This window comes from Pelagimonas varians (assembly GCF_003208435.1).
Taxonomy (GTDB): domain Bacteria; phylum Pseudomonadota; class Alphaproteobacteria; order Rhodobacterales; family Rhodobacteraceae; genus Pelagimonas; species Pelagimonas varians.
Map to the genome: position 1 here is coordinate 140,604 of NZ_QKMF01000001.1, position 25,870 is coordinate 166,473.

Consider the following 25,870-nt stretch of genomic DNA (forward strand, 5'->3'; position numbering starts at 1 on the left):
GGTTAGCTCTCCAGTCCTGCGGCGTCTTTGATGGCGGCGCGAATGCGCGGATAGGTTCCGCAGCGGCATAGGTTGCCAGCCATGGCTTCGTCGATGTCTTCGTCAGTGGGGGTCGGGGTGGTTTCCAGAAGCGCTGCGGCTTGCATGATCTGGCCGGACTGGCAGTAGCCGCATTGTGCGACCTGATGATCAACCCAAGCCTGTTGCAGCTTGTGCATCATGTCCGGCGTGCCCAGACCTTCGATGGTTGTGATGTCGCCATCAACATCGGACAGGGGCATTTGGCACGACCGCACGGCCTCGCCGTTGATATGCACAGTACAGGCCCCGCAGGCGGCCACGCCGCAGCCGAACTTGGTTCCGGTCATGTTCAATGCGTCGCGCAAGACCCACAACAGGGGAACGTCATCGGGTAAATCGACCTGATGGGCCGTTCCGTTGACAGTGATCGACTTGGCCATGGAAATCTCCTTCTCCGCGCTGTTCTGACAAAATGTGAGAAAAGTGTCAGGATGTCAACTGTGCGTTTGACAAAATCAACAAATATTGTCAGAAAGTCCGTATGAAAGACGATACAGGTAAAGAGGCTGCGAAGGTTCAATTGATCCTAACGGCGGCACTGCAGACATTTGCGCAATATGGGTATCGCAAGACCTCGATGGAGGATCTAGCGCGGGCGAGCGGTATGTCACGTCCGGCGTTGTATCAGTATTTCCGAAACAAAGAAGATCTGGCTTGCAGTTTGGTGCGCGGATATTTCACTGACGCGGCGCAAAAGGTAGCCGAGGCTTTGGCGCAGACCGGAACGCCCGAGGCGGTTTTGGAAGCGGCATTTCGGGCCAAACTGGATGGCATGGAGGCGCTGCTGTCTTCGGCGCATGGGGAAGAACTGCTGGAGTTGGGGCATTCCGTATCGGCCGATGAGGTAGTCGAAGGCGTGGCGCGGATTGAGCAGCTGTTTACCCAGTGGTTGCAAGCGCAATTGGCGGCAGGAACGGTCCATTTCGACGCTGAAGCCGAGGAGGTTGCGCAGGTTATCATGGCGGCGCTGGATGGGATCAAGAGGCCCCCCTTTGACCGGATCGACCGCAATCTTGTGCTTCTGGCCAAATTATTCGGGCGCGGATTATCACGCTAAAACAAATCATTGGACGCTGTTGTTAAGCGGGGCGGCCCCTTTGGGGCCGCGCGCGATATCTCGTCATCCGGCTCCGCCTGCTTCCTCGGGTTGGCATCCGGACGATCCGGGGCGCAAGGGCCGCGCCGGTTAGACTTCGCCGCCGGCGATGCGGATGTCCTGACCATTTACGCTGCCCGAGTTTTCACCGCAAAGCCAAAGAGCAGCATCCGCGACCTCTTGGGGGGTGATCAGCCGACCATGCGGGTTGAGATCCGTCATCAAGGCGCGGGCTTTTTCTTCGGGCAGGCCGGTGCGGTCCATGATCGAGGCAACATTGCGGGTGATAATGTCGGTCGCAACATAGGCCGGGCATAGGGCGTTGAAGGTGTAGGGCTTGGTTGCGTAATCGGCGGATAGGGCACGGATAAGGCCCAGCAATCCATGTTTGGTGGCGCTATAGCAGGGCGCGCCTTTCAGACCGCGCACCCCGGCGATGGAGCTGATGGCAATGACGCGGCCCCAATCGGTTTGGGTCATGGACCGCAGGCTTTCGCGGATGGTTAAAAATGCGCCATCCAGATTGGTCGCTGTCATGTTGCGCCAAAATTCGAGATCGGTTTTGAGTATCGACTTGCCCTCGGCGATGCCTGCATTGGGCACACAGATTTGAATGGGGCCATGCGCCGTGACGGCACCTGCGATGCCTTGGGTGACCGATAATTCATCGGTGACATCCATCACCAGCGGGTGGATGCGGTCGCTGGCAGCTTGTTCCAGAACGTCGGCGCGGCGGCCGGTAATGGTGACTTGTGCGCCATTGGCAGCAAGGCTTTGGGCGATGGCAAGACCAATTCCGGTGCCGCCGCCGGTGACAATGGCGTGTTTGTTGTTGAGCATGACGTTCCTCCGTTGAAGGCTAGCCTAGCGGGGGCGGGGCGTAAGGCAAGGCAGCGGCTGGCATGTGACGCAACGACGCTTGGCTTTTGAATTCACGCATGCGAATATGTTTTGAAATAAGGAGGAGTCCCCTGTATGTTCCGCACTGCTTTTGCCATGGTATTTGCCGGCACCGCTGCCTTTGCCAGTGAAGATATCGCCGATAAGTACCCCCAATCCGAGCTTTACGACAAACCGGTGCAGGTCATTCCCGGTGTATATTCCGCCATCGGGGCGACCGCGCCGCCGACCTATGAAAACGCGGGTCATAACAACAACCTGTCGTTTATCGTTACTGGGGACGGTGTCGTGGTGATCAATGGCGGCGCGTCGGTTCGATTGGCTGCGGCGCTGCATGAAGAAATCAAAGCCGTGACCGACCAACCGGTTAAGCTGGTGATCAATGAAAACGGGCAGGGGCATGCGATGCTTGGCAATGCCTATTGGACAGATCTGGGTGTTGATGTTCTGGCCCATGCCGATGCGATCCATGAAATGGTGGAGCGCGGCGATTTTATTTTGCAAGGGATGCAACGGTATAACAAAGACAAGGCGGAAGGCACGCGGGCCGTGCCAGCGAACCTGTCGTTCGACGACAGATATGTGATCGAGATGGGCGGTCTGACGATCGAGGCGCTGCACCTTGGCCCTGCCCATGATCCCGGCGATGTTCAGGTTTGGATACCAAGCAAAGGCATTGTGATTGCGGGAGACATCGCATTTCACGAACGCATGCCGCCGATCTTTCCGGAAACCGATACCAGCGCCTGGATTGAAACTTTTGAGGGGCCGTTTGCCGGTCTGGGGGCGACTTATGTGATCCCGGGGCACGGTCATCCGACAAACATGGCGATGGTGACGATGGGAACCGTGGATTATCTGCACGACTTGCGCGAGAAGATTGGCGCGCATATTGACGCAGGAGGCGATCTGGCGGGCGCTTATTATGTTGATCAGGACCGGTGGAAGCATCTGGATACGTTCGAAGAACTGGCAACGAAGAATGCCGGCCGGGTCTTTGAGCAGATGGAATGGGAATGAGGGGCCAGCCCCTCTTGGCCTTGCGGCCAATTCACCCCGGGATATTTTAGGACAAAAGAAGCATTAGGGGATACCTTGTGAAGTGGATTGATATGCCGCCGGTCTGGCTGGCGGGGGCGCTGGGTTTGGCCTGGTGGCAAAAGACGTATTTTTCGCAAGGACTCAGCTTTGGCCCTGGTTTCGCTGATTTTTTTGGCGGCATTTTTATTGGTGGGGGGCTTATTCTTATGGCTTTGGCGGTGCATGAGATGCGCCGATATCACACCACAATCATTCCCCATCAAACGGCCAGCCGGTTGGTGTCTTCGGGCATTTTCAAACGCTCGCGCAATCCAATCTATCTGGGGGATGTCATGATCCTGACCGGATTCATTTTGTATTGGGATGCGGTGCTGGCCCTGCCTTTGATTCCGGTGTTTTTCTGGATTTTGGAAAAGCGGTTCATCGAGCCGGAGGAAGAGGGGCTACGACGAAAGTTTGTTGCCGATTTCAAGCGGTACTCGCAACAAACCCGCAGGTGGCTTTAACTTTTTCAACTATTGTGCTTTACAGCGCGCGCTGCCTGTCGCTGCAGCGCCTTTTGGTAAAGGCGAAATGCGAATTAACGCCTCATCAGGGGCGTAGGAGTACCTGAGCATAAAGGGGAATACCGTGAAAATAGGGACGCCGTTAGAGGTCGAAGCTGGTGAGAATCGCGTTGCGATGACACCGGACTCGGCGCGTCAATTGCAGAAACTGGGTTATGATTGTGTGATCGAAGCCGGAGCCGGTGCGAAAGCCGGATTTTCGGATGCCGATTACACCGCCGCAGGTGTCGAAGTTGTCACAGGGGCCGACGCCCTTTGGTCAGCCTCTGATATCATTGCCAAGGTTCGCATTCCACAAGAAGCAGAGTTGGGCCGTCTGACCGCAGATAAAACGCTCATCACTTTCTTCAATCCGGGCGGCAACGAAGCCGGTTTGGAACAAGCCAAGGCAACCGGCGGTAGCGTCATTGCCATGGAAATGGTGCCTCGCATTTCGCGTGCCCAGAAAATGGATGCATTGTCGTCCATGGCCAACATTGCCGGTTATCGGGCTGTAATCGAAGCAGGCAACAACTTTGGCCGCTTCTTTACCGGTCAGATCACTGCGGCGGGTAAAGTGCCTCCGGCGAAAGTTCTGGTTGTTGGCGCCGGCGTTGCCGGTTTGGCCGCGATTGGGACATCTACTTCGCTAGGTGCAATCACATATGCATTCGACGTGCGCCCCGAAGTGGCAGAGCAGGTCGAATCGATGGGCGCTGAATTCGTCTATCTGGACTTCGAAGAAGAACAGCAAGATGGCGCAGCCACCGGCGGTTACGCCGCCGTGTCCAGCCCCGAGTTCCGCGAAGCCCAGTTGGCCAAGTTCCGCGAATTGGCCCCTGAGGTTGATATCGTCATCACCACGGCCCTGATCCCCAACCGCCCAGCCCCCAAGCTGTGGACGGCGGATATGATTGCGGCGATGAAGCCCGGTTCGGTCATTGTTGACCTTGCAGCGGAAAAAGGCGGCAACGCCGAAGGCACCGTCATGGACGAGAAGGTTGTCACCGAAAACGGTGTGACCATCATCGGCTATACCGATTTCCCATCGCGTATGGCGGCGCAGGCTTCGACCCTGTATTCCACCAATATTCGCCACATGATGACCGATCTGACCCCTGAAAAAGACGGTCAAATCAATCACAACATGGAAGACGATGTAATCCGCGGCGCGACTGTTGCGCATGCCGGTGCCATCACCTTCCCGCCGCCGCCCCCAAAAGTGGCCGCGATTGCAGCCAAGCCCAAGGAAGTTGTTCCCGAGCTGACGCCAGAAGAAAAACGCGCTGCCGAAACGGCCGCGTTCAAAGCGCAAACCAAGAACCAAGTGACGTTGCTTGCCGTTGGCGGGGCGTTGCTTTTGGCGGTTGGCCTTGTCGCGCCGGCCAGCTTTATGCAGCACTTTATCGTGTTTGTTCTGTCGGTCTTCATTGGTTTCCAAGTGATCTGGGGCGTGGCGCACAGCTTGCACACACCTTTGATGGCGGTCACCAACGCGATTTCATCCATCATTATTTTGGGTGCATTGATGCAGATTGGATCCGGCTCTTGGCTGGTGATTATTCTGGCATCGCTGTCGATCTTCATGGCGGGGATTAACATCTTCGGCGGCTTCCTTGTAACACGGCGCATGCTTGCCATGTTCCAAAAATCGTAAAGGACCGGGATTATGGATTTTGGATTCACAATTGCCGCCTATGTGGTTGCGGCTGTTCTGTTTATTCTGTCGCTGGGCGGGCTTTCGGGCCAGGAAAGCGCTAAGCGTGCTGTTTGGTACGGTATCGCGGGTATGGGTCTGGCCGTGGCGGCGACGCTTGTCGGACCGGGCTCCGGCTTTTGGTTGTTGTCGCTGATCTTGATCGCGGCGGGCGGTGTTATTGGGTACATTGTAGCCACACGTGTACAAATGACCGAGATGCCACAACTGGTTGCTGCCATGCACAGCCTTGTTGGTCTGGCAGCCGTGTTCGTGGGCCTGAACGCCCATATCGAACTGGGCCGTGTTCTGGCCATGGACGACACAGCGCGCCACGCTTTGGAAGGCTTCGCTGGTCTTCTGGCGCATAAGTCGCCGGTTGAGATCAACATTTTGCGCGTCGAAGTCTTCTTGGGCATCTTCATTGGTGCGGTGACTTTCACCGGTTCCGTGGTGGCCTATGGCAAACTGGCAGGTAAACTGACGTCATCGGCGCAAAAGCTGCCGGGTGGCCATATGCTGAACGCTGCTGCTGCTGCTCTTTCGGTGCTGTGTCTGGTTTGGTACTTCAACACCGGCGGTTTCTTTCCGCTGTTCTTGATGACACTGGCGGCGCTGTTTATCGGCTATCACCTGATCATGGGTATTGGCGGCGCGGACATGCCTGTGGTTGTCTCGATGCTGAACTCTTATTCGGGTTGGGCTGCGGCTGCGATCGGCTTTAGCCTTGGCAACGATCTTCTGATCGTCGTTGGTGCGCTGGTTGGCTCTTCTGGTGCGATCCTGAGCTACATCATGTGTAAGGCGATGAACCGTTCGTTCGTCAGCGTTATTCTGGGCGGCTTTGGCGGTTCAACCGGTCCCGCAATGGAAGTCGAAGGCGAGCAGATCGCAATCGACGCCGATGGCGTGGCACAGGCTTTGGAAGAAGCCGACAGCGTTGTGATCATCCCCGGTTACGGTATGGCCGTGGCTCAGGCCCAGCAGAATGTTGCTGAACTGACCCGCCGTCTGCGCGCAGCTGGCAAAGAGGTGCGTTTCGCGATCCACCCCGTTGCGGGCCGTTTGCCCGGGCACATGAACGTGCTGCTGGCCGAAGCCAAAGTGCCGTATGACATCGTTCTGGAAATGGACGAGATCAACGACGACTTCCCATCGACCGACGTTGCGATTGTTATTGGTTCCAATGACATCGTGAACCCTGCGGCGCAGGAAGATCCCAACTCTCCCATCGCCGGTATGCCGGTTCTGGAGTGCTGGAAAGCCAAGCAGGTGTTCGTTTCCAAGCGTGGTCAAGGCACCGGTTATTCCGGCATCGAAAACCCGCTGTTCTACAAGGAAAACACCCGCATGTATTACGGTGACGCCAAAGCATCCCTTGATGAGTTGCTCAAGCGTATCGACTAACCAAGCGCGGTTTTTAAAACCAAGGTCCGTCCCCTGTAAAAGGGGGCGGGCCATTTTTTTGTGCACTGTCCTCAGAGGGGGCCTGAAACGCGACAATCGAATTGACATTGAGGGGTTTGCATATTACCAAGTAAAAAACTCAGGTATTTATGTATTATGGCTACACGACAAGCAGCGCACGCATATTGGTCCCGCCTTTGGGTGCAGCATATGGATGTCAGTTACGACCCTTTGCTGGAAACTTTGCGGATCGTTTCGGCACACTTGGGTCACGACGGTGTCACACAGTCAGAAGAACCGGTTGCAGATATGTTGCTGCAATTGCCGCGGCTATTGGCCCGCGATCCGGCGTTCAATCCCCCCGGTCAATCGACCCGCAGCTTTGATGAAAGCTGGATTTTGGCGCTCAGCGGCGCGCTGCGACTGGCCGACGCCGACAACTACCGGTTTTTATTACTGTCACGCATGACGCCGCAAAGCGCGTCCGAATTCCACTTTTTGCTGCGTCATGCGTTAACGATCTTGGATGAAGCAGGGTAGGTCTAGACCAGCTCTGTTTCGATCTGGGCCCCTTGTTCCAAGGTGCGGTGCACGGGGCATTTGTCGGCAATTTCAATCAATCGGGTGATCTGTTCCGATGTCAGATTGCCTTGCAAGGTAATGCGCCGCTTGAACCGGTCGATACGGGTGTCCTTGGCGGTTTCTGCGTCTTGGGCATGCACCTTGTCATGCACCACATCGACTGAAATCCCATCCAGCGGCCAGCCTTTGCGCCGCGCATACATGCGGATGGTCATCGAGGTACAAGCCCCAAGGCCCGCTGCCACAAAGCCATAGGGTGACATGCCACGATTGGTGCCGCCATAGGCCAGCGGCTCATCCGCGACGGCGTGATGGAACGGTCCGTTCTGCACGTCTTGCAAAAAGCCGGCCGCATCAGCCTCGGACACGCGCACCACGCCTTCGGGGGCACCGATAGGGGGGGCAGGTGGGCGTAGATCCAAATAGCGCCCGACCCAAGCGGAAATCACTTCGGCGGCGTATTCTGCATCGCATGGATCGGTCACTAGATGATCGGCGTTGTCCAGTGTGACAAAGCTTTTTGGGTGTTTGGCCGCAGTAAAGATCTGCGTGGCGTTTGAAATGTCGACAATCTCGTCGCGCGGCGCATGCAGCACCAACAGCGCGCGTTTCATACCGCTGATGATTGGCCCAAGGGTTTCTGCCTGCACGTCTTCGACGAACTCCTGGCCCAAAATAACCGGTCTGCCGCCCAGCATGACTTCGGCGCGGCCATTTTCACGGATTTCCCCCAGCGCATCGCCAAAGTTATGGGTGACATGGCCCGGATCAAACGGTGCGCCGATTGTTGCCACAGCCTTTGCCGACGCGATTTCAGGCGCAGCACGTAGCACCGCCGCGCCGCCCAATGAATGGCCGATCAACAGGCTTGGGGCCATGCCGCGCCCCTCCAAATAGGTCGCAGCCGCCCGTAAATCGCCGACGTTTGAGGTGAACGTCGTATTGGCAAATTCACCTTGGCTGTGGCCAAGGCCAGTGAAATCGAACCGCAAAACGGCGATACCCATGGCAGACAGGCGGGCGGCAATGCGGCGAGCGGCGGGAATATCCTTGCCGCACGTAAAACAATGGGCAAACAAAGCGGTCGCCAGATGCGGACCGGTGGGCAAGTCCAACCGCGCCGCCAGCATTTCGCCGCTGTGGCCGGGAAAGGTGATACGTTCAGTCGGCATGTGATGTCCTGATTGACCAAGGCACAGCCGCAGCGGCGTGCCCTTGGTTGGTGATTGTTTGTAGATGTCTTTGGGCTAAAACTGCGCGCAGGACGGTCGCCATGCAAGGGATGTGTCGGCCAGATGACACGAAGGTGAGGGACGTGAAGTTTATAGTGAAGGCTATTGCGTGGATGGCTGGGCTGGCCTTGGCCGTGGGCGTAGGGGGCGCGGTCCACCCAATGGGCGATTCTTGGGCCGTGTTTCGCGTTGAAATTGCAGTAATTTTCGCATTGGCGGTGATTTGGACCGATTGGTCGAAACAGATCCGTTGGGGGCTGGCCGGGTTGGTGTTCGGACTGCTTGGCTGGCATGTGTTACAAAGCCGAGGGGCGGCTTTGGTGCAAAGTGACCTGACCTTGTTCCAGCAAAACCTGCTGTTTGACCGGGCAGATGGCGGCGCGCCGATATTGGCTATGATCCAAAAGACCGGGCCGGATTTTATCGTGTTCCAAGAAGTGTCTGATCGCAACCGCCCGATCTTGAAACAATTGCGGGGTGACTACCCGTTTCAACAAGATTGTCCGTTGGCCAGCAATCTGGGCGAAGCGGTTTTGTCGCGCCACCCCATGGTGGCTGGAACAGGGTTTTGTTCGAGGCGCGATGGTTTGGCTGCAATGCAAGTCCGCACGCCTGATGGCCCGGTCTGGATTGGCTCGGTGCATTTGAGTTGGCCTTGGCCGAAAGGGCAGGCGGCGCAAGTGGATCAAATCTTGCCAGACATGGCCCGCCTGACCGGTCCCGCGGTGCTGGCCGGTGACTTTAACGCCGTTGCCTGGTCTCATACCGTGGCGCGGATCGGGGCGGCTACGGGGACGACGCGGCGCGGTCCCTTTCGGGCAACCTTTCATTTGCCGGTCTTCGGCTTGCCAGTTGGATTGGATCATGTTCTGACCAGTCCTGATTTTTCAGCAATGGTGCAGCGGACTCCCAAAGCGGGCGGCGATCATCATGGCAGTTTGACCCATTTGGAGTGGCGAAATGACGGCTGACCTTTTTGGTATCGGTCCCTTTTTATTTGAAGATCCGCGTGAACGGTCCGAGAGAGCCAAATTGACCGCCTTTCTCAAGGCCACTGGTTTGGCGGGATTTTCACGTGATCCTACCTTAGGCGGTCATGTCACAGGTTCAGCGTTTGTTTTGTCACCGGACGGTGGCTCGGTGTTGTTGACGCATCACGCAAAACTGGACCGCTGGCTGCAATTGGGCGGGCATTGTGACGGGATTTGCGACGTCCGGTTTGTGGCGCTTAAAGAGGCTTATGAGGAGTCGGGTTTGGCGCATATTCGCATGCTGAAAACGGAGGTTCTTGACCTTGATATCCACGTCATCCCGGCCTCGGCAAAGGAGCGGGAACACCTGCACTATGATCTGCGGTTCTTGATGCAAGCAGAGGTCGGGGATTTGCATATATCCTCTGAATCCAAAGCGTTAAAATGGGTGCCTTTGGACCAATTGGAGCAGTATTCAACCGACCCTTCGGTGCTGCGTTTACGCAACAAAGCCCGTGACTTCGGGGGGTAACGGCCCGGCAGGGCGTGGCCGCTGCACAAAAGTCAGTACAAGAATTGGCGCAAAACCGAATGCATTCGGTCCGTGTTGTAAAGCAGCACGAACAGGCCTGTCACAACCATCACCTGCGTGACCAGTCTAAAATCCATCCCGCGATAAATCCCGACCAAAAACATCGCGATCCCCACTGGCAAAAAGATGATCGCGGTGACGCCGCTGAGCAACCATCCGGCTGCAGTGATGCGGGATTCTTTTCGCGATTCGGCTTGGGTTGGGGCTGATACCGCATCGGCTGCGACAAGTTCAGTGTCCAGATCCTCTGATGGCATATCATAGAGCGCGGACAAGGTGTCGCGCTTGGCAGGTGTTGGCGTGTCTATTGCATCTTCCAGCATCAAGGGAGCAGGCCGGTCGACCAAATCGGGTGCTCCAAGACGGACGGTTTTCTGTGTTTCGGCACCGGGTGTTATCCGGGCGCGCTTGGGGGACACATAGCTGCGCAGCCGGATGAAATCCTCGGCATCCAGCAGCACATCGGGCGAATACCATTCAATAATATCCGCTGACGAGATCTTGAGTGCGAACAAGACTGTGTCGGACAAAATTTGCGCGGCCGCCTCATCTTCGGTCGGCGTTCCGTCCTTGGTGACAACCTCGAGCATCATGCGCGGGCCATAATCGCTGTATTCTTGCGGAGTAACACGCAGGCCAAAAACGCCGCCACGGACCATATCGGCAGTTTCACTGACACGTGATCCGCCTTTTGGATGGGGGTCCAACCGTGCCAGAACACGGCGCGCGGCCTGCAAGTAGGGGCGTGGATCTAGATCCCGTGCATCGGGCAGAATCAACCCCGCATATGGATACTCAGTGGCGTTCATAACATCCTCACAGACTTAAAATACGTGTCGTGTGGATATGTTATTGCGCCCGAATTTGGTGAATTTCGGGCGCAATAAAGATTTTACTAGAATTTTATCGCCCTGCTTTGACCGTAATGGTTAACGCAGGGTAAATTTTAGCGGTCGATCCGAATGGCAGAGGCGGCGATTGCCTGTTGATAGACCGTTGCCGCGTTCCATTCGTTCAGCACGCGGTAATTTGGCTCGCCCTGTTGATAGCCTTTGCCGGGCTTCCAGCCTTTCTGGCGCAAGAAGTTGGCGGTCGAGGCCAGCGCGTCGGCTTCGTTATAGAAATCGACGCGGCCATCGCCATTGCCGTCTACACCGTAGCGCATCGCATTTCCGGGCAGGAACTGGGTGTGCCCCAGTTCGCCGTGATACGCGCCTTTCTGGTTGGCACTGAGCATACCGCGATCCACCATTTTCAAAGCGGCGATAGCATGCGGCTTAAAGAAAGCAGAGCGGCGGCAATCGTAGGTCACAGTCAAAATAGACGATACAACGGTTGGCGCGTTTTTGGGCCACATGAATTTACCGTAGGCAGTTTCCATCCCATGGATTGCAATGATAATTCCCGCAGGCACCCCGTAGCGCTTTTCCAAACTGGCGTAAAAATTGGCATTGCGCGCTTTGCGTTTCCGCGCTGTTGCCGCAAATCCGTCAAGCGACCCGAGGCGAATTTTCACAAATTTATCAAAGGAGTATTTGACGCCTTTCTGGCTGCGATCCGCCTTGATGGTGCCATTTGAATAGCTGGACCCCATCAAGGCATCTATACCGCGGCTTTTGACACCAGCCGCTTGGGCGTCGCGGGCGAATTCTTTTTTCCAGGCATTGAAGCCCGAAGAATCGTTGCCGCAGCTGGCGGCGAACGCGGGGCCTGCGGTCAAAAGAGTAAGGCAAAGGGCGGTCACAAAACGGCGCATCAGGCTCTCCGGAAATGGGTTACATCCCCGCGACGATACTCGGTTTGCCCCCCAAGCGCCAAGGGGGAATTCCTGACTGTATGGGCCTGAACCGGCTGATGCGTTTGCTGCGGTCTTGGGTCACGCAAGTGGGGGCTTGTGAACACATCAAGGATTTAGCATCTTTGTAACTGCGTTAAAGTCAGGCCTCGTTCATCAAGGAAGCGCAATGTCAGACCGTTCAATCTTCCGGATAGAGTCCCTGTGCGGGGCAGTGCTGTCTCTGGTGGCATGCACGCTCCCGCCTGAGCGCGAGTTTCCGAAGGATTCGGACCAGATAACCCTAGAAGACATTTGCTGTAAAACCATCGATGTGTATCCCGATCCCATCGTTGATCTGATGGAACCAAAGGCCGAAACATCGAGGTTGTTGAATGGCAGTCATTATATCCGCCGGCCCTATCTGGAAGACAAGACCCAGACCCATGCCTATATTCTGCGCCACCTTCAGCCGATGGATATCTTGCTGACCAGTGACAAAAGCCAAGTCAGCGGCTGGCTGATACCGGGGTATTTCACCCATTCGCTGCTATATCTCGGAACCGAGCAGCAGCTGCAAAGCGCGGGTCTTTGGGATGCGACCGCGCTTCGACCTCATCTCGGCAAAATTCGCGCCGGAAATCTGTTTTATGAGGCAACACCGCCGCAGGTTACTTTTTCACCAGCGCAGGACATTTTCGATGTGGATAGTGTGGCGGTTTTTCGCCCCGATCTATCCAAAGGGCAAAAGCGGGCCGCCATTTCCCGGATGATTTCCCATCTGGGTAAGCCATTTGATATGCGCATGGATCTGGCGACCGCTGATTGCCTGTTCTGTGCCGAACTGCTGAACTTGGCACTGCCGGAGCTGAACTTCAAACGACAAAGCGCTTACGGTCGACAGCTGATCGCGCCGGATTCGATTGCCGTTCAAGGCCTTAACCCGCAGTCTAATCTCCGGTTTATTGGCGTTGTTTTCGGGCAAAGGCAGATGGCGGAAACCGGTTCAGCTGAAATGCTGGCGGCCACGATCCAGCGTCATTGGCCGGATCGATCCCGTCCTAGTGAAGCGAACTGAGGACTGGCCGTGCTGCATCTGCCAAACGTTCGATCATGGTTTTTGCGGGCGCGGGCGGCCGTCGTTTGGAATAGGCTGTTGGGGGGGCAGGGCGCGATTGCAGGGAGCTGGACGCCGTTTGGATCATGGATTGCAGGGCGTCAGCATCGGGCAGACTGACTTGCGGCCGCTCATTGCGGTTGACGCTTCTGGCATTGCGGTTTGGTGAAAAGCTGTCCGCCAGCCCTTCGACAAAACGCAAACGCGGAATATGGACGTCTGACGATGGCCACAGCAAATAGGTCGCTGGCAAATTGAGAGCCAGAGGAAACAATAAAAATGCCAGATGGGCGCGTTTGGCGTCTTCGTGTGTGTCGGGGCCTTTTTCCAGATCGGTGACACAGACCGCCATTCTGGTTTCGTGGTCGCTATAGGTCACCTCGACATGTGTGGAAAACCGGTCGCAGATGACAATCACACCGGTATCGGTTTGCTCGATGGCAGCGACCACTTCGCGGAGCCTTAACAAAGCCGTGGACAAGATTTCGGTGACTTTGGACAGGGACACAAAGCGGTCTTGTGTGAATACCAAAGATGCGGTGGTGGAAGGGTGGCGCAACATGTCCTCTTGCTCCTGAAGTGGGGGCTTTGGCGGAGATGATGCCTTTGGTCTGCGGCTTTGATACGGCTGCTTGGAGCTAAATATGGCAAAAGTTGGGAAGGGTGGCCGCAGCGGTGCCGCAATGGGCAGCAATTCTGGCCAAAAGGCCGCAAACCGCCCGGTTTGCCATCCAAAAGCCGCAAACCCGCGCCGGATTTAATAAAATACGTGGCATTTTCAAGGCCGCTTCTGCGCCTGAAACGCGAAAAAGGCCCCCAAAATGGAGGCCTTTTCCAATCTGAAATCCAAAGTGGATTAGCAGCTGTAGTACATACCGAACTCAACAGGGTGCGGTGTGTGTTCGTACAGCTCGATCTCTTCCATTTTGAGGGCGATATAGCCGTCAATCTGGTCTTTGGTGAACACGTCACCAGCGATCAAGAAATCGTGGTCCGCAATCAAGCATTCCATGGCTTCGCGCAGGCTGCCACAAACTGTCGGGATACCGGCCAGTTCTTCTGCAGGCAGGTCATACAAGTTTTTGTCCATGGCTTCGCCAGGATTGATCTTGTTTTTGATGCCGTCAAGGCCGGCCATCAGCAGAGCTGCAAAGCACAGGTAGGGGTTTGCCGCTGGATCCGGGAAACGGGCCTCAACGCGCTTGGCTTTGGGGCTTTCGGTCCAAGGAATACGAACACAACCCGACCGGTTGCTTGCCGAATAGGCGCGCAGAACGGGGGCTTCGAAGCCCGGGATCAGACGCTTGTAGCTGTTGGTCGATGGGTTGGTGAAGGCATTCAGCGTTTTCGCGTGCTTCAGGATGCCGCCGATGAAATACAGCGCTTCGTCCGAAAGGTCAGCGTATTTGTCACCCGCGAACAAAGGCTTGCCGTCTTTCCAGATCGACATGTTCACGTGCATACCGGTGCCGTTATCGCCATAGATTGGCTTGGGCATGAAGGTTGCCGTTTTGCCGTAGGCCTGTGCCACGTTGTGGATGACGTACTTGTATTTCTGCAGCTCGTCGGCCTGTTTTGTCAGGCTGTCAAAGATCAGACCAAGTTCGTGCTGGCACGATGCAACTTCGTGGTGATGCTTGTCGGTTTTCATGCCGAGACGCTTCATCGTCGACAGCATTTCAGAACGGATGTCCTGTGCGTCGTCGATTGGGTTTACCGGGAAATAACCGCCCTTGATGCCGGGACGGTGGCCAGTGTTGCCCATTTCATATTCGGTGTCAGTGTTCCACGATGCGTCGATTGCGTCGACTTCGTAGGACACTTTGTTGATGGTGTTCGAGAAGCGAACATCGTCAAAGAGGAAAAATTCTGCCTCTGGACCCATGTAAGCAACGTCGCCGATTCCGGAAGACTTCAGGTAGGCTTCGGCTTTTTGAGCGGTGCCGCGTGGGTCACGCTCGTAGGATTCACCAGTGTCAGGCTCTACGATTGAGCAATGCACACACATGGTTTTTTCGGCGTAGAAAGGATCGACATAGGCGCTGTCGCAATCTGGCATCAGTTTCATGTCTGACGATTCGATCGATTTCCAGCCCGCGATGGAGGAGCCGTCAAACATGAAGCCCTCTTCGAGGAAGTCTTCGTCGACCAGATCAACATCAACAGTTACGTGCTGCAGCTTGCCGCGTACGTCGGTAAAACGAATGTCGACGTAGGCGACATCTTCGTCTTTGATCAGCTTGAGCAGATCTTGTGCGCTCATATCACTATTCCCTTAGTTGCTTTGTTCTATTGGTTCATTTGGAGCGGCATCGAATTTTCGTCGAAAATTCGCGCACCCCAAGATGTTGGAGACCCCGAAAGGGGTTACAGCGCGTCCGAGCCGGATTCACCGGTCCGAATGCGGATGGCTTGTTCGACGGTCGAGACAAAGATCTTGCCGTCGCCGATTTTGTCGGTCTTCGCTGCCGATGTGATGGCTTCTATAGCACCATCAACCTGATCGTCATCCAAAACGATCTCGATCTTCACTTTGGGCAGGAAATCGACGACATATTCCGCACCACGATACAGCTCGGTATGGCCTTTTTGACGGCCAAAGCCTTTGACTTCGACCACGCTGAGACCCTGGATGCCGGCGTCTTGCAGCGCTTCCTTGACCTCATCAAGTTTGAACGGCTTGATGATCGCTTCGATCTTTTTCATGGCCAGAGCTCCCCTTCTGAAAATCCAAATTTCTTGCAGTGAGGGAGACCACTTCTATTCAGGAGGGACAATCGGTTAGGGTGACGCAGGTGGATTTTGATGTGCTGAAAAATTCATCACGCCTAATTAATATGCGTATTGCCCAATTTATGGGCGAAATTGAATCGGGTGGGTTTTGACTATGGCTGAGGTACTGACGGCTGCGCAGATGCGGCGCATCGAAGAGTCCGCGATTGCAAGCGGCGCTGTAACTGGGGCGACCTTAATGGAGCGGGCCGGGCAGGGCGTTGTTGATGCGATTCTGGCTCATTGGCCAGAGCTGAACCACTCAGAGGACGCAGGCAGTGGGATGGCGGGAGAGGGTGCGGTTCCGACAGGGCTTCCGCTGCGGGCGGTTGTTTTGTGCGGGCCGGGGAACAATGGCGGCGACGGATTTGTTATTGCTCGCTTGCTTAAACGCAAGGGCTGGGCTGTTGAGGTTTTTCTGTTTGGCGACCCGCTACGTTTGACCGGCGATGCGAAGCTCAACTACACCCGTTGGTGTGCTTTGGGGTCCGTTCAGTCCGATCTGGACCTTATAGATCGTTTCGCCGACGCGGGGTTGGAGGCCGATCTCTTTGTGGACGCCATTTTTGGCACCGGTTTGACTCGTGCTTTGCCCGATAGGCTGGCCGATCTTTTGGGGAAGGTCGCTGGCTGTAGAACCGTTCGAACTGTTGCCGTGGATATTGCCAGTGGGATTTGCACGGACAGTGGCCGGATGTTGCAACCGGCGGACCCGCAGCCTGCGGTTTCGAAGGCAAGTTTCGATCTGACCGTTACGTTTCACCGCGCCAAGCGCGGGCATCTGTCCCAAGAGGGGGCATTGGCAAGCGGACATTTGGCGATTGTCGACATCGGGTTGGATCTAGCGCATCAAACATTGCGCCGGAAACTTGCGGTTCCTTCGCTGGAAGATGCGTGTCTTGGCAGCATTTCCCACTGGGTGGGGCAGACGGATGACGCGAACCCTGCCTTTGACGTGCCCCTTGCTGGGGTATTGGCCAAGGATGCTTTTGGCCATAAATTTCGGCATGGTCATGCCTTGGTGTTCTCGGGCGAGACCTGCAAAACCGGAGCTGCGCGACTGGCGGCGCGCGGGGCCTTGCGGATAGGCGCGGGGCTGGTGACATTGGCTGTGCCGGGCAACGCGTTGTCCGAAGTGGCCGCGCAGGTCACTGCCATCATGATCGCGCCGGTGTCCGGATCGGGGGACGCTTTAAATCTGTTGCAAGACAGCCGGTTAAACGCACTTTGTATCGGCCCCGGATTGGGGGTGGCGCTTGCACGCAGCTTGGTGCCGATTGCCTTGAAGCAAACCCGTGCTGTGCGCCGGTCGGTGGTTCTTGATGCGGACGCATTGACGGCCTTTGCGGCGGCTCCGGATGATTTGTTTGCACTGTTGCATTCGAACTGCGTGCTTACACCGCATTTTGGCGAATTTACCCGTCTCTTTCCCGATCTTGCGCAAAAGCTTGTCGCACGGCCTACCCATGGGCCTGCCTATTCGCGGTATGATGCTGTGTGCGAAGCGGCAGATCGGGCCGGATGTGTTGTGTTGCTTAAAGGGCCTGACACTGTAATCGCCAGTCCGGAAGGGCAGGTTTCGGTCAATGCAGCTTTGTTCGAAAACCAAGCTCCTTGGCTGGCAACCGCCGGATCAGGGGACGTTCTGGCAGGTTTCATCACCGGCCTCATGGCACGCGGTGTTCCGGCCATGCGGGCCGCCGAAATGGGGGTTTGGTTACATGCGCAATGCGGTCGCAATTTGGGCCCCGGGTTGATCGCCGAGGATCTGCCGGAAGAGCTGCCCCATGTGTTTCGCTCAATTCTGTCTTAGCCGCATGCTGGAACGGGGCAAGCCGAGGCAAGTTCCAGCCCGTCCGCATAAAGGATGTGAGGGGCGTCAAAGCGCAACTGGTACAGGTCCAACTCAATCACGCCGACGGATCGGATAAACTCGCCGTCAATCAAACGCCCGGCAGGCACCAAAGCCTGCGAGGCACCGAACAACACACCGGCCCGCCAGTCCCTAACCAACAATTCTTGGCGCGCTGGCACAACCGCGTCGCGATCCGGGCGCGACACGCCCAAAGTTCCACGACGAATACCAATAGCGTCTACTCGGCGACGGCAAGTCGATACGTCCGCCAAGGTCGCAACGCCGCTGTCGCGGGTGACCACCCGATCACCGGCGTTCAAAAACTCAACCGGAAGCGCGCCGTCCAGCGTTAGCACCACCATGCCGGCGGGCAGCGCATTCCAGGCGTGATCAGGCGCGATATGGCGCGCGGGGAATAGAGTTCCCAATGGGCACCGGACCGTTTTAGGCTGCATTGGCGGTATGCCTCTTGTGACTTCCGCCCCTTTATCGCCACAATATTCCAACATCCGGTAAATGCTGTTGATTTTAATCGCATGCGTGGTGCATTTTTCCTCTCGCACTTCTGCAAAAGCTTTGCTAAACCCCGCGGCACTGGGACCGGCTAAAACCGAGTCACCAGTATGGATGCGGGTGTGGCGGAATTGGTAGACGCACCAGATTTAGGTTCTGGCGCCTATGGCGTGGAGGTTCGAGTCCTCTCACCCGTACCAGTTTGTTATTTATCATTGATAAGAAATGTAACACCTTGAATGAAAAAGGCCATTTCTGAGGTTCGAACCCCTTTTCTTCGACTAAACGATGGTGGCTTGGCAAAGACGAGCCTGAGCACGATCCGCTTAAGGTTAAAGCTTCCTATTTTCCATATTTTATAGGGGTTTGCTTGGAACTGCATCGAGAGTTCGAACGTTTCGCCAAAACTTAGCGCTGGAACGGACAATTTTTCAATTTCAGCGTCGTTTGCTGCATTCTGTTTGCGAAGCTCCTATACACGGGCTTCGTATGCACCAGCGTTAGCATCGGCTTCTATCCTTACGGCCCGGTTGAGGTTTAGCTCTACCATTTTTTCGATCTCTTGTGACTGAGTGCTACGAATTCTGACTTCCCACGCATCGCGAAACATTTGCTCTGCGACATTTAACGGTGTCTGATCCGGAACTACTTTTCCTAAAAGCTGTTCGAACTCGTTTTCTACTTTTTGTTTTGGCGTGGATTTTCCGCGCTCAGGACAATTTCGGTATTGGCAAAGGTAGTACGGGTACTTTCTACCGGTGTGACATTGAGACCAACATGAAGTTATTCGCCTGCCACAATGTTCACAAACTAGAAAGGATCGCAAAGGAATATCTCTAGATAAATTCTTTCGCGCTGGAACAACATTTTTTCCTTCCAGTCTTTCTTGGATCGTTAGGTAGGTATCGTATGAGATTAGTGGAGGGTGTTTGGCTTTGGTAAGTGGTACAGCCCAATTTTCATATTCAAGATACCCAGCGTATAGATTGCAACGAAGCATCTTTGTGATGCCATCGATTCTGAGTGTTTTAGATCTAATTCCCTTTTTTTATCTCGGCTTTCTATCCAAGAATCGCAGTACCTCCATTGGCAGTTGGAATTTACCGTCGGAGAACCTTTGCAGAGCATCTGAAATGATGGACGCAAGGGACTCTTTCCTAACTAGAGTCTTTCCTCCCATTGGTGATTTCTCATATATGTTGCCATTCGGGGGCTGGAAAATCCAATAACCTGCCTTTAATCGCTCAAGGCTACGGCTATGTGAGCGTTCAACAATGTCCTCGCGTTCATAATCCAAAACTACAGCAACAACATGCTCTTGTAGTCGATCTGCAGCTCTGTTGCCGAAGGTCTATTTCGAGCTGTCCAATAGTGCTCCGAGTGATCCAATTTTTGAGCGAAGTTTTGCGTGTGTTACAATTTCGCGAGCCCGGCGGCTACCGTCTTCAACAATTACCACGTATTCACTATCATTTTCGTTCTCCAACGTTTCGATCAGTCTTTGCATGCCAGCGCGGATAAACAATCGCCCCGATTTAGAGTTATGAAATACGTCGGCCACCTCGTAGCCCTTCGCGTCGCCGTGCTTGCATCGACCTTGTGAGCAGCCAGATGAAAGTTTCTGAGCGGCGGATTTATCGGGTGCTGGGCCAACATCGATCCATACAACAGCGGGTGCCGAAGGGGCGTGCTGACGAAGACCGACTAAGACCGGTTCCGTTAGCGTTGCTTCGCTATTTGTTTGTGCCTACGACCCGAAATGCGCGAATATGTTATTTCAGAACGGACATTCGGATAACTTGCAGCATAAGGCACTTTGGGCTCAAAGCCGCCATGTGGCAGCGCACCAACTCGCCTGAAGCGAAGCGCTAGGTGACAACGGCTGACCAGTGACCGATCTCAGCCCGAAGCAGACATGGCCTGATTGTACGGTTATTTGTGTAGTGGACAGTTACACAACCGAGCTGTGCGCCTTCACTGCGGAAAAATGCTAATTCGCCGGGCTGGCACTTAGGTCTGCTGTTGTGATCGGATGCTAAAGCACCCTCTTAAGAAATTCGATTTGTGTGGTCACGGCCTTCACAAAACTCGGACTGTCTTCCCACAATAGCCCAAAGTGCCCGCCCGCGATAATTGCTTTCTCTTTCGGTCCGGCAATCCGATCAAACACTGCGTTTTGTAGCTCGGGGTTGCAGTGGACCATCTCATCGTTCCGGCCGTTCATCATGAGGACCGGCATATTGAGATGTGGAGCGGTAACCAAAGGAGAACAGGGAACAGTCGTCCTTGGGACAACGCGGGTCACTTTGTTTTCCCAGCCGCTTCCATGGCGACCGCCATATTCCAGGAACCACCGAAACGCCTGTGGCGGCGTCAGCAGTGAGGGCGCATTTATCTGGTCAAGCGATACAACGGGCATAGGTCCAACCACATCGGCGGGCCCTCCGCCAACATCTCCAGTTTCAAACAGTTCGCTGAGGGTATCAAACGCATTTTGGTCTGCCGCTCCATCGGGCCAAGTCGCTCCACATACAGGTATTTGGGCAACGATTGCCGAAACGTCCCGGATGAGAGCGCCTGCTACCATAACGAGACCACCTGAGTAGCTATCCCCCCAAAGAACGACGCGATCTGTCTGATGGGACGTTCTGAGAAACCTGACAGCGTCACGGTATCCTCGTGCCTGCACCCAAGGGTTTATCTCTTGCCTTGGCTCACCACCACTTAAACCGAAGTTTCTATGATCATAAAAAAGAACATCAAACCCTGCTTCAAAGATGGCTTTCGCGTAACGATCAACCATCATCGTGATCGTCGCGCTAGTCCCGTGGGTCATAACGATTGTGGGTTTGGAGGTTTCCGCATGACAATAATGCCTGCCTCGCAAAGTGGCGTTTTCGGAAACAAATTCGACTTCTTGATACATGTGCCGTTCCATCTTTAATTGATAGAAGCAGTGAAACAGCGCATGTGGGATATACGCATGAGGCAAATGTCCCATTCGAAAGAAATTGATGTCTCTTTCTTTGGGACAAACACCCTATCCGTCGGACAGAACTTTAACAATTAGCTCTGATCTGCTGCGTACACCGACCTTTTCGAGTGCTACAGTGATCTGATTGCGCACTGTTTTTTCAGATTTTCCGAGAGTGGTGGCAATTTCGCGGTTGCCCATGCCTTTGACGACCAAGTCAACAACATCTCCTTCCGCTTCAGTCAAATGATAGCTGCCTCGAACGGGTTTAGATGATGTTGTTTCGGGTAAGAATGCGCGGAGGCTCGAGAGGAACGCCGCCCAAGCTGGTTCGTTTTCAAGCAAGATGTGGTTTGCGCTATCTAAAGCGACAAACTGCGCGTCAGGAATTGCAGCGGCTAGTTTGCGCCCTTCATCAAACGGAATGCGCGCATCGTCCTTGGCATGAAAGATTAGAGCCGGGACGCAGAGCTTCGCTGCATCTGCCAAAACGTCAATTTTATGCATAACCTTTAGGGTGCGCAGAGCGATCTGTGGCGAAGCGCTCTCTCTTTCAAGGCGTCGCCACCAACTGTGCTGTTCCGGCGTGCCAGATGGAACAAACAGGTGGGTAAACACCTGATTGAAGGCTGGCACCTCGTTGCCCCAACCAAGTTGAACTAGGTTTGCGAGAGTATCCGCCTCAAGCTGTGCATTTTTCGCATCGCTACGCGCCAACATGCCCTGTCCATATGCACCTATCAGAACGAGCCGTTCCACTTTTTCAGGATGTCGCAAAGCGAATGCGATGGACAGAGCGCACCCTTGTGACAGGCCCAATAGAGTAACTGGTCCACTAATGGTGTCCGCCACGACTTCCAGATCGGATAACCAAGCATCGAAACTAATGTCGTCAACATCACGATCTGAAAGCCCGCAGCCGCGTAAATCATACCGGATGAATCGATGATCCCGGGCAAGCTCTTTCAACCAATGCTGCCATATAGGGTTCTCTTCATCGTGCGCAGCATGGCTCAGCCAATTTCCGGCCTTAAGAATCGTTGGGCCCACACCCATTTCTGCCACCGCAATACGGGTCCCATCATCTGCAGTAACGAAAGAAACCTTTTGACGCGCATGGTTGGATGCAGTGTTCATTTTTTTAGACTAGCAGAAGCGGTTTGGGCAGTCAGCCCCGTGGTTCAGGCGAAGTAATACGACAAGCAAAATTCGGAGGTTTCACCTCGCGTTTTGAAGCTTTCGGAGCGCCCCATGCCGCCAGCATCGCGGCCATATTGGAACGAGGCATGAACTCAACACGTCCTGACCGATCCGGTGCACTTGGTCGCCGCCGATATGAGCGTTCGATGTTGGACGGGCGTTGCGTCATGCGTCATGCGGCTTGCTCTCGATGTGGCGCGCGGGACATCGGTTTCTGGCCGAGCCGGAAGAATTCGATCACGCGCATTGGGCCACCGCAGCAGGGGTATGTTTCGCGCAAGGTGGGCGGGGCAGGTTCCGCCCACAACTCGACTTTGCCACGCTAAGATGCTGTTTTCTTGCATTTTCCCCAAAATGTGCACCTTTTTTGACGCTTGCCATATAGCCTCCCAGACCAACAGTGCATCGGGCTCTCTTCATGATCCTCGAGTCAGGTAAGACGTTCAGGGTTCGAAAGCCAACTGGATCATGTTTTACGTGCTATTGCCGGAGTGCTCGCTCCCAGCGAAGAAGTTCAACGAAAACTTGGTTCGAGGTTTGTGCCTTCAAGTGTCCCATCTTACTCCCAAACTTGCACACAGATGCCCGTCAGCGCGTGTAAAACCACGGTTTGTTGTGGATACCCCCATCGCGTGGCCCGCAGGCAACCAAGAATGTGCAACGCTGTGCGCATAATTCCTGCGCGGAGTGTAATTGGCAGGGCAGCATAGCATCATTTCCAAAACTCAAAACCGGTTGGCGGGCAGGAGTATATCGCGGCCTTTGATTAACCGGCGGCCAAGGTGTTGTGCTGACAGCTGCAAAACAGGTTGAAGGCCAGCTTTTGGGCGCTCGGCAGCATGCTTTGTGTGTGCCTGCCGGCAACAGATGGGCGGGGTTGCGACGCTGAAACATCTGTGTCGAACGACAGTGGCGGCCGTTGAAGCAGGTGACCGTCAATGTGCGTGAAATTACAGATGGCTTCAAAGTAAAGTAGATCAGTGGTAACTGGATCGAGTTCAACACCTCTGACCTGCCTCACACCGCCTTTGACAAGCGCGCGCCGGACGCCACAAATTGCGATCAAGCGGAGTTTCCAAAAGCCGCATGAACATGAAACAAGACCCAATCTTGTCTCGAAAAACAGAACTGTTTCATACACGCCATTGACGGTGAGCATGGCTTCACCGTTGAAGTCTGGAGCCGGATGTCCCTCCAATGGCGGTTCCGGCCCCAAAATCTGATGATGTCATGGCAGCGATCTTTGGAATAATATAGGCGGGGCAGGGCACCCTTGGGGTATTGCGCCGGTCAACTCCAATCCGGTGGTGCGGACAGAGCGCGGTTTGCTGTCATTCGTCTCCCGACACATCAATAATCCGGATTTGGGGCATAATCCGCTCCGCTTGTTCCTTGTTCAGGTGCAAGGGCGGCTTGCTTTCACACCTGAATTCGTTGAACTTTCAGCTTTGTCTTCAGGTCTGTTTTGCAAAACGCGTGCAAAAAACAAGTCTGTTCCGAGATGTCCAGCATCTCACGGGCGACATCATCGCTTTCGTTGGTTTCCAAATAAACATGCGTTTCCAAAGGATCGGCCTGGCCCGCTTTGCCCGTACCGCCAGACGCGCCGCCAAGCGAGAAATGACTATCTTGAACAACGCGGTAATCGCTCAGATCCAAATTCAACATTTTCACGAAGCGACCAAACTGGGTCATGAAGCAGAACCCGATACCGGCACTGACATAGCTGTTGGCATCTGGTGCACGTCCCAATCCGCCATTTTCGGGCGCTTCTTCGGACAAGAACTTGAACGAAGTCCCGTGCGGGCTGTACTGCAATTGCAGGATTTCTTTCATCCCGTCTTCGCGCAGCGTGCAGGTGGCACCGATATTCAAGGTCCGGTTTTGCTCATCAGCAAGCGAAGAGCCTGCCTTGGCAGTTCCGCCTTGTACCGGTTTTTTCGGTGTAACGCCTTCGGGCCAAACCACCGGGTCAAATCCGGGATCGGCAATTGGATGGGCTGCGGAAAAATGGTCGCCGGGATCAGGGTAAACCGCACCGTCCATGCGCGCCGCCTTGCCATTCCCTATTTCGGTGCCGTTTTTGGACAGGGTGAACAGGCTTTCCAGTTGGCCGCGCATGAGCCCGTTCAAGGGCGAGGCATACACAGCGTTCATCAAAAACTGGGCCAGCGCGCTATCATCAAGATCACAATCAATTTCAACCAACAGCTCAACCGGCAATGCCCCCCCAACCATCGTACGTTTCGGCATGGAACCGGTCATTGTATAGTAGTTGTCTTGAGTCAGCTTGAGTTTGCGGATTTCTACTCCCTGCTTTTTGGCCAGTGCCGTGATCTCGTTCATGTAGCTGGCGATCATTCCGGTTGTCAGAAAGGCCAACGGGCAGGGCGCGGCGTCGTGCCCGTCAAGGTAGGGGCCCTCATCGCTGGCCAGGCGCCAGGTTTTTCCGGTGCGGCTAGACGCAACCAATGCCTCTTTTTGAAAAACCGACAAGGACCGAACCCAAGTGCGCAAACTGTCCCCCATCCGGTTCTGAGGGGGGGTGATGCCGACTTCTTCGGCGTTGACGAGGTCAAAGAATAGCGGGATCCCGCTATCAACGAGTACATTTGGGCCTTGCGCCATGAGGATCTCCTTAGACAAAGCTTGAGCCGCCCGCGCGGATTTGTTCCGCGCGGGGTGTGAAAAAGTCGCCTGACAAAAGTCAGATGTATTGTGTATTTCTAGTCTGCAGCGCCGGTTTCCGGCTGCAAATTCCCGATGCCGGAATAGCTGATCAGATCGGTTATGGTTAGTTTTTCAGTCCGCTTCTCAAAGACTTCGATGTATTCAACCATTGTGTTGGAATGCTCACGCATCATCCCTTCGGCGCGCACTGCGTCACCTTTCTGGATCGCCGCATAGATTACTTTGTGTTGCGAGTTTCCGAGCTTGAGACGAAAGAGGCTCCGCTCAACACCTTCATCCGTCGATAGCACTTGTCGATCAAAAACCATGGACCCGACTTCCAGCATCGGAAGGTGGCTGATTCGGGTACACGTGAAGCCAACGAAATCATTGCCGCAGCCATCCAGTATGGTTTTGTGGAATTGCGCGTTTTGATGTTGGAATAGCTTGAGGGACGCGTCATCCATGTTGCCTGCTGCCAACAATCGGTCAATTTCATCGATGGCCGCCCCGAGTGACGGCAACATATTGCCCCGTCCGGGCGATTGCGCAATCAGGCGCGCGGCCAGACTTTCGAGATGTCCACGTACCTGAACCGCTTGCAGAATGTCTGCGACTGTCGGGCTGTGTACAAGGTATCCCCGCCCTTCGCCGCGACGAACGACACCTTCTTGTTCCAGTAATCGCAATGCCAGACGTACAGGCGTTCGCGAAACGTTATACGCCTCACATAGCCGCGCCTCAGAGAGCCGTTCCCCCTCGGAAAACGTGCCGTGGAAGATGTCATTGCGAATGCGTGCCGCGAGTTCTGTGTCAATTGAGTCCATGGCGTTATTCACCTCACTTGGGATC

Annotated in this window: 24 protein-coding genes, 1 tRNA gene and 2 pseudogenes; 12 read left to right on the forward strand and 15 right to left on the reverse strand. The window is 55.0% G+C overall.

What is annotated here, in order from left to right; genetic code table 11:
* Positions 1-2: 2 nt before the first annotated feature.
* Positions 3-461, reverse strand: coding sequence for a (2Fe-2S)-binding protein (locus tag C8N36_RS00660; RefSeq protein ID WP_097802871.1), 459 nt, complete (start codon positions 459-461; stop codon positions 3-5).
* A gap of 101 nt (positions 462-562) precedes the next feature.
* On the opposite strand from C8N36_RS00660, the gene C8N36_RS00665 reads away from it, so the two are divergent.
* Positions 563-1,138 (forward strand): TetR/AcrR family transcriptional regulator, encoded by a 576-nt coding sequence (locus C8N36_RS00665; protein ID WP_097802870.1) that lies wholly within the window; start codon positions 563-565, stop codon positions 1,136-1,138.
* A gap of 129 nt (positions 1,139-1,267) precedes the next feature.
* Here C8N36_RS00665 and C8N36_RS00670 read toward each other — a convergent pair whose 3' ends face one another.
* Complete coding sequence (locus C8N36_RS00670; protein ID WP_097802869.1) at positions 1,268-2,017, reverse strand: SDR family NAD(P)-dependent oxidoreductase; 750 nt, start codon at positions 2,015-2,017, stop codon at positions 1,268-1,270.
* A 135-nt stretch (positions 2,018-2,152) separates the two neighbouring features.
* On the opposite strand from C8N36_RS00670, the gene C8N36_RS00675 reads away from it, so the two are divergent.
* The 5 genes from C8N36_RS00675 to C8N36_RS00695 all read left to right on the forward strand — a co-directional run bounded on the left by C8N36_RS00675 (position 2,153) and on the right by C8N36_RS00695 (position 7,306).
* Complete coding sequence (locus C8N36_RS00675; RefSeq protein ID WP_097802868.1) at positions 2,153-3,097, forward strand: MBL fold metallo-hydrolase; 945 nt, start codon at positions 2,153-2,155, stop codon at positions 3,095-3,097.
* A 77-nt stretch (positions 3,098-3,174) separates the two neighbouring features.
* Positions 3,175-3,624 (forward strand): methyltransferase family protein, encoded by a 450-nt coding sequence (locus C8N36_RS00680; RefSeq protein ID WP_245910687.1) that lies wholly within the window; start codon positions 3,175-3,177, stop codon positions 3,622-3,624.
* A 124-nt stretch (positions 3,625-3,748) separates the two neighbouring features.
* Positions 3,749-5,320 carry a Re/Si-specific NAD(P)(+) transhydrogenase subunit alpha gene (locus tag C8N36_RS00685; protein WP_097802866.1) on the forward strand — a complete coding sequence of 524 codons (1,572 nt, stop codon included), beginning with the start codon at positions 3,749-3,751 and terminating at the stop codon, positions 5,318-5,320.
* A gap of 12 nt (positions 5,321-5,332) precedes the next feature.
* Positions 5,333-6,766: an NAD(P)(+) transhydrogenase (Re/Si-specific) subunit beta gene (locus C8N36_RS00690; RefSeq protein WP_097802865.1), complete on the forward strand. Its 1,434-nt coding sequence runs from the start codon at positions 5,333-5,335 to the stop codon at positions 6,764-6,766.
* A 210-nt stretch (positions 6,767-6,976) separates the two neighbouring features.
* Entirely contained in the window at positions 6,977-7,306 is a 330-nt protein-coding gene (locus tag C8N36_RS00695) for a hypothetical protein (protein ID WP_097802864.1), read from the forward strand.
* 2 nt (positions 7,307-7,308) lie between these two features.
* On the opposite strand, the gene C8N36_RS00700 is transcribed toward C8N36_RS00695, so the two are convergent.
* A complete protein-coding gene (locus tag C8N36_RS00700; RefSeq protein WP_097802863.1) occupies positions 7,309-8,520 on the reverse strand; it encodes a bifunctional alpha/beta hydrolase/OsmC family protein in 1,212 nt (403 codons plus the stop codon).
* Positions 8,521-8,663: 143 nt separating this feature from the next.
* On the opposite strand from C8N36_RS00700, the gene C8N36_RS00705 reads away from it, so the two are divergent.
* Entirely contained in the window at positions 8,664-9,551 is an 888-nt protein-coding gene (locus tag C8N36_RS00705; RefSeq protein WP_170125762.1) for an endonuclease/exonuclease/phosphatase family protein, read from the forward strand.
* On the forward strand, positions 9,541-10,083 hold the full coding sequence (locus tag C8N36_RS00710; protein WP_097802861.1) for an NUDIX hydrolase: 543 nt from the start codon (positions 9,541-9,543) through the stop codon (positions 10,081-10,083). The genes C8N36_RS00705 and C8N36_RS00710 overlap by 11 nt, the downstream gene beginning before the upstream one ends.
* 32 nt (positions 10,084-10,115) lie before the next feature.
* Here C8N36_RS00710 and C8N36_RS00715 read toward each other — a convergent pair whose 3' ends face one another.
* Positions 10,116-10,952, reverse strand: coding sequence for a hypothetical protein (locus C8N36_RS00715; protein ID WP_097802860.1), 837 nt, complete (start codon positions 10,950-10,952; stop codon positions 10,116-10,118).
* Positions 10,953-11,089: 137 nt separating this feature from the next.
* On the reverse strand, positions 11,090-11,899 hold the full coding sequence (locus C8N36_RS00720) for a lytic murein transglycosylase (RefSeq protein WP_097802859.1): 810 nt from the start codon (positions 11,897-11,899) through the stop codon (positions 11,090-11,092).
* Positions 11,900-12,107: 208 nt separating this feature from the next.
* On the opposite strand from C8N36_RS00720, the gene C8N36_RS00725 reads away from it, so the two are divergent.
* Complete coding sequence (locus C8N36_RS00725) at positions 12,108-12,995, forward strand: C40 family peptidase (RefSeq protein ID WP_141467928.1); 888 nt, start codon at positions 12,108-12,110, stop codon at positions 12,993-12,995.
* Here the strand turns inward: C8N36_RS00725 and C8N36_RS00730 are convergent.
* From C8N36_RS00730 to C8N36_RS00740, 3 genes are all read right to left on the reverse strand, one after another.
* A complete protein-coding gene (locus C8N36_RS00730) occupies positions 12,979-13,596 on the reverse strand; it encodes a hypothetical protein (protein WP_097802857.1) in 618 nt (205 codons plus the stop codon). The two genes, C8N36_RS00725 and C8N36_RS00730, sit on opposite strands and share 17 nt — an antisense overlap.
* A 294-nt stretch (positions 13,597-13,890) precedes the next feature.
* Entirely contained in the window at positions 13,891-15,297 is a 1,407-nt protein-coding gene (gene glnA, locus C8N36_RS00735) for a type I glutamate--ammonia ligase (RefSeq protein WP_097802856.1), read from the reverse strand.
* A gap of 104 nt (positions 15,298-15,401) precedes the next feature.
* A complete protein-coding gene (locus C8N36_RS00740; RefSeq protein WP_097802855.1) occupies positions 15,402-15,740 on the reverse strand; it encodes a P-II family nitrogen regulator in 339 nt (112 codons plus the stop codon).
* 181 nt (positions 15,741-15,921) lie between these two features.
* Here C8N36_RS00740 and C8N36_RS00745 point away from each other — a divergent pair, with 181 nt between their 5' ends.
* Positions 15,922-17,619: an NAD(P)H-hydrate dehydratase gene (locus C8N36_RS00745; protein WP_097802854.1), complete on the forward strand. Its 1,698-nt coding sequence runs from the start codon at positions 15,922-15,924 to the stop codon at positions 17,617-17,619.
* Here C8N36_RS00745 and C8N36_RS00750 read toward each other — a convergent pair.
* Entirely contained in the window at positions 17,616-18,116 is a 501-nt protein-coding gene (locus tag C8N36_RS00750; protein ID WP_097803009.1) for a Hint domain-containing protein, read from the reverse strand. The two genes, C8N36_RS00745 and C8N36_RS00750, sit on opposite strands and share 4 nt — an antisense overlap.
* Positions 18,117-18,290: 174 nt before the next feature.
* On the opposite strand from C8N36_RS00750, the gene C8N36_RS00755 reads away from it, so the two are divergent.
* Positions 18,291-18,374: transfer RNA gene (locus C8N36_RS00755), tRNA-Leu, on the forward strand.
* Positions 18,375-19,525: 1,151 nt separating this feature from the next.
* Here C8N36_RS00755 and C8N36_RS24795 read toward each other — a convergent pair.
* Positions 19,526-19,735 carry a hypothetical protein gene (locus C8N36_RS24795; RefSeq protein WP_170125763.1) on the reverse strand — a complete coding sequence of 70 codons (210 nt, stop codon included), beginning with the start codon at positions 19,733-19,735 and terminating at the stop codon, positions 19,526-19,528.
* Between the two features lie 5 nt (positions 19,736-19,740).
* Between C8N36_RS24795 and C8N36_RS24045 the strand changes: the two are divergent.
* Positions 19,741-19,881, forward strand: a pseudogene (locus tag C8N36_RS24045) (IS3 family transposase); the annotation flags it as partial.
* A gap of 328 nt (positions 19,882-20,209) precedes the next feature.
* Here the strand turns inward: C8N36_RS24045 and C8N36_RS00770 are convergent.
* The 5 genes and pseudogenes from C8N36_RS00770 to C8N36_RS00795 form a co-directional block, all read right to left on the reverse strand.
* Positions 20,210-21,100, reverse strand: coding sequence for an alpha/beta hydrolase (locus tag C8N36_RS00770; protein ID WP_170125764.1), 891 nt, complete (start codon positions 21,098-21,100; stop codon positions 20,210-20,212).
* A gap of 114 nt (positions 21,101-21,214) precedes the next feature.
* On the reverse strand, positions 21,215-22,285 hold the full coding sequence (locus C8N36_RS00775) for an alpha/beta fold hydrolase (RefSeq protein WP_097802851.1): 1,071 nt from the start codon (positions 22,283-22,285) through the stop codon (positions 21,215-21,217).
* A 235-nt stretch (positions 22,286-22,520) separates the two neighbouring features.
* Positions 22,521-22,649, reverse strand: a pseudogene (locus C8N36_RS24800) (IS91 family transposase); the annotation flags it as partial.
* A gap of 1,118 nt (positions 22,650-23,767) precedes the next feature.
* Positions 23,768-24,976: an OsmC family protein gene (locus C8N36_RS00790; RefSeq protein ID WP_097802849.1), complete on the reverse strand. Its 1,209-nt coding sequence runs from the start codon at positions 24,974-24,976 to the stop codon at positions 23,768-23,770.
* 98 nt (positions 24,977-25,074) lie between these two features.
* Entirely contained in the window at positions 25,075-25,845 is a 771-nt protein-coding gene (locus C8N36_RS00795; protein ID WP_097802848.1) for a GntR family transcriptional regulator, read from the reverse strand.
* Positions 25,846-25,870: the final 25 nt, after the last annotated feature.

What these genes read in the sequence shown, in the direction of transcription:
- C8N36_RS00725 (WP_141467928.1), top strand. Translation starts at nt 12,108, where the DNA reads ATGTCAGACCGTTCAATCTTCCGGATAGAGTCCCTGTGCGGGGCAGTG.
- C8N36_RS00790 (WP_097802849.1), bottom strand. Translation starts at nt 24,976, where the DNA reads ATGGCGCAAGGCCCAAATGTACTCGTTGATAGCGGGATCCCGCTATTC.
- C8N36_RS00770 (WP_170125764.1), bottom strand. Translation starts at nt 21,100, where the DNA reads ATGTATCAAGAAGTCGAATTTGTTTCCGAAAACGCCACTTTGCGAGGC.
- C8N36_RS00775 (WP_097802851.1), bottom strand. Translation starts at nt 22,285, where the DNA reads ATGAACACTGCATCCAACCATGCGCGTCAAAAGGTTTCTTTCGTTACT.
- glnA (WP_097802856.1), bottom strand. Translation starts at nt 15,297, where the DNA reads ATGAGCGCACAAGATCTGCTCAAGCTGATCAAAGACGAAGATGTCGCC.
- C8N36_RS00675 (WP_097802868.1), top strand. Translation starts at nt 2,153, where the DNA reads ATGTTCCGCACTGCTTTTGCCATGGTATTTGCCGGCACCGCTGCCTTT.
- C8N36_RS00720 (WP_097802859.1), bottom strand. Translation starts at nt 11,899, where the DNA reads ATGCGCCGTTTTGTGACCGCCCTTTGCCTTACTCTTTTGACCGCAGGC.
- C8N36_RS00670 (WP_097802869.1), bottom strand. Translation starts at nt 2,017, where the DNA reads ATGCTCAACAACAAACACGCCATTGTCACCGGCGGCGGCACCGGAATT.
- C8N36_RS00660 (WP_097802871.1), bottom strand. Translation starts at nt 461, where the DNA reads ATGGCCAAGTCGATCACTGTCAACGGAACGGCCCATCAGGTCGATTTA.
- C8N36_RS00715 (WP_097802860.1), bottom strand. Translation starts at nt 10,952, where the DNA reads ATGAACGCCACTGAGTATCCATATGCGGGGTTGATTCTGCCCGATGCA.
- C8N36_RS00750 (WP_097803009.1), bottom strand. Translation starts at nt 18,116, where the DNA reads ATGCAGCCTAAAACGGTCCGGTGCCCATTGGGAACTCTATTCCCCGCG.
- C8N36_RS00795 (WP_097802848.1), bottom strand. Translation starts at nt 25,845, where the DNA reads ATGGACTCAATTGACACAGAACTCGCGGCACGCATTCGCAATGACATC.
- C8N36_RS00745 (WP_097802854.1), top strand. Translation starts at nt 15,922, where the DNA reads ATGGCTGAGGTACTGACGGCTGCGCAGATGCGGCGCATCGAAGAGTCC.
- C8N36_RS00690 (WP_097802865.1), top strand. Translation starts at nt 5,333, where the DNA reads ATGGATTTTGGATTCACAATTGCCGCCTATGTGGTTGCGGCTGTTCTG.
- C8N36_RS00740 (WP_097802855.1), bottom strand. Translation starts at nt 15,740, where the DNA reads ATGAAAAAGATCGAAGCGATCATCAAGCCGTTCAAACTTGATGAGGTC.
- C8N36_RS00700 (WP_097802863.1), bottom strand. Translation starts at nt 8,520, where the DNA reads ATGCCGACTGAACGTATCACCTTTCCCGGCCACAGCGGCGAAATGCTG.
- C8N36_RS00730 (WP_097802857.1), bottom strand. Translation starts at nt 13,596, where the DNA reads ATGTTGCGCCACCCTTCCACCACCGCATCTTTGGTATTCACACAAGAC.
- C8N36_RS00665 (WP_097802870.1), top strand. Translation starts at nt 563, where the DNA reads ATGAAAGACGATACAGGTAAAGAGGCTGCGAAGGTTCAATTGATCCTA.
- C8N36_RS00710 (WP_097802861.1), top strand. Translation starts at nt 9,541, where the DNA reads ATGACGGCTGACCTTTTTGGTATCGGTCCCTTTTTATTTGAAGATCCG.
- C8N36_RS00695 (WP_097802864.1), top strand. Translation starts at nt 6,977, where the DNA reads ATGGATGTCAGTTACGACCCTTTGCTGGAAACTTTGCGGATCGTTTCG.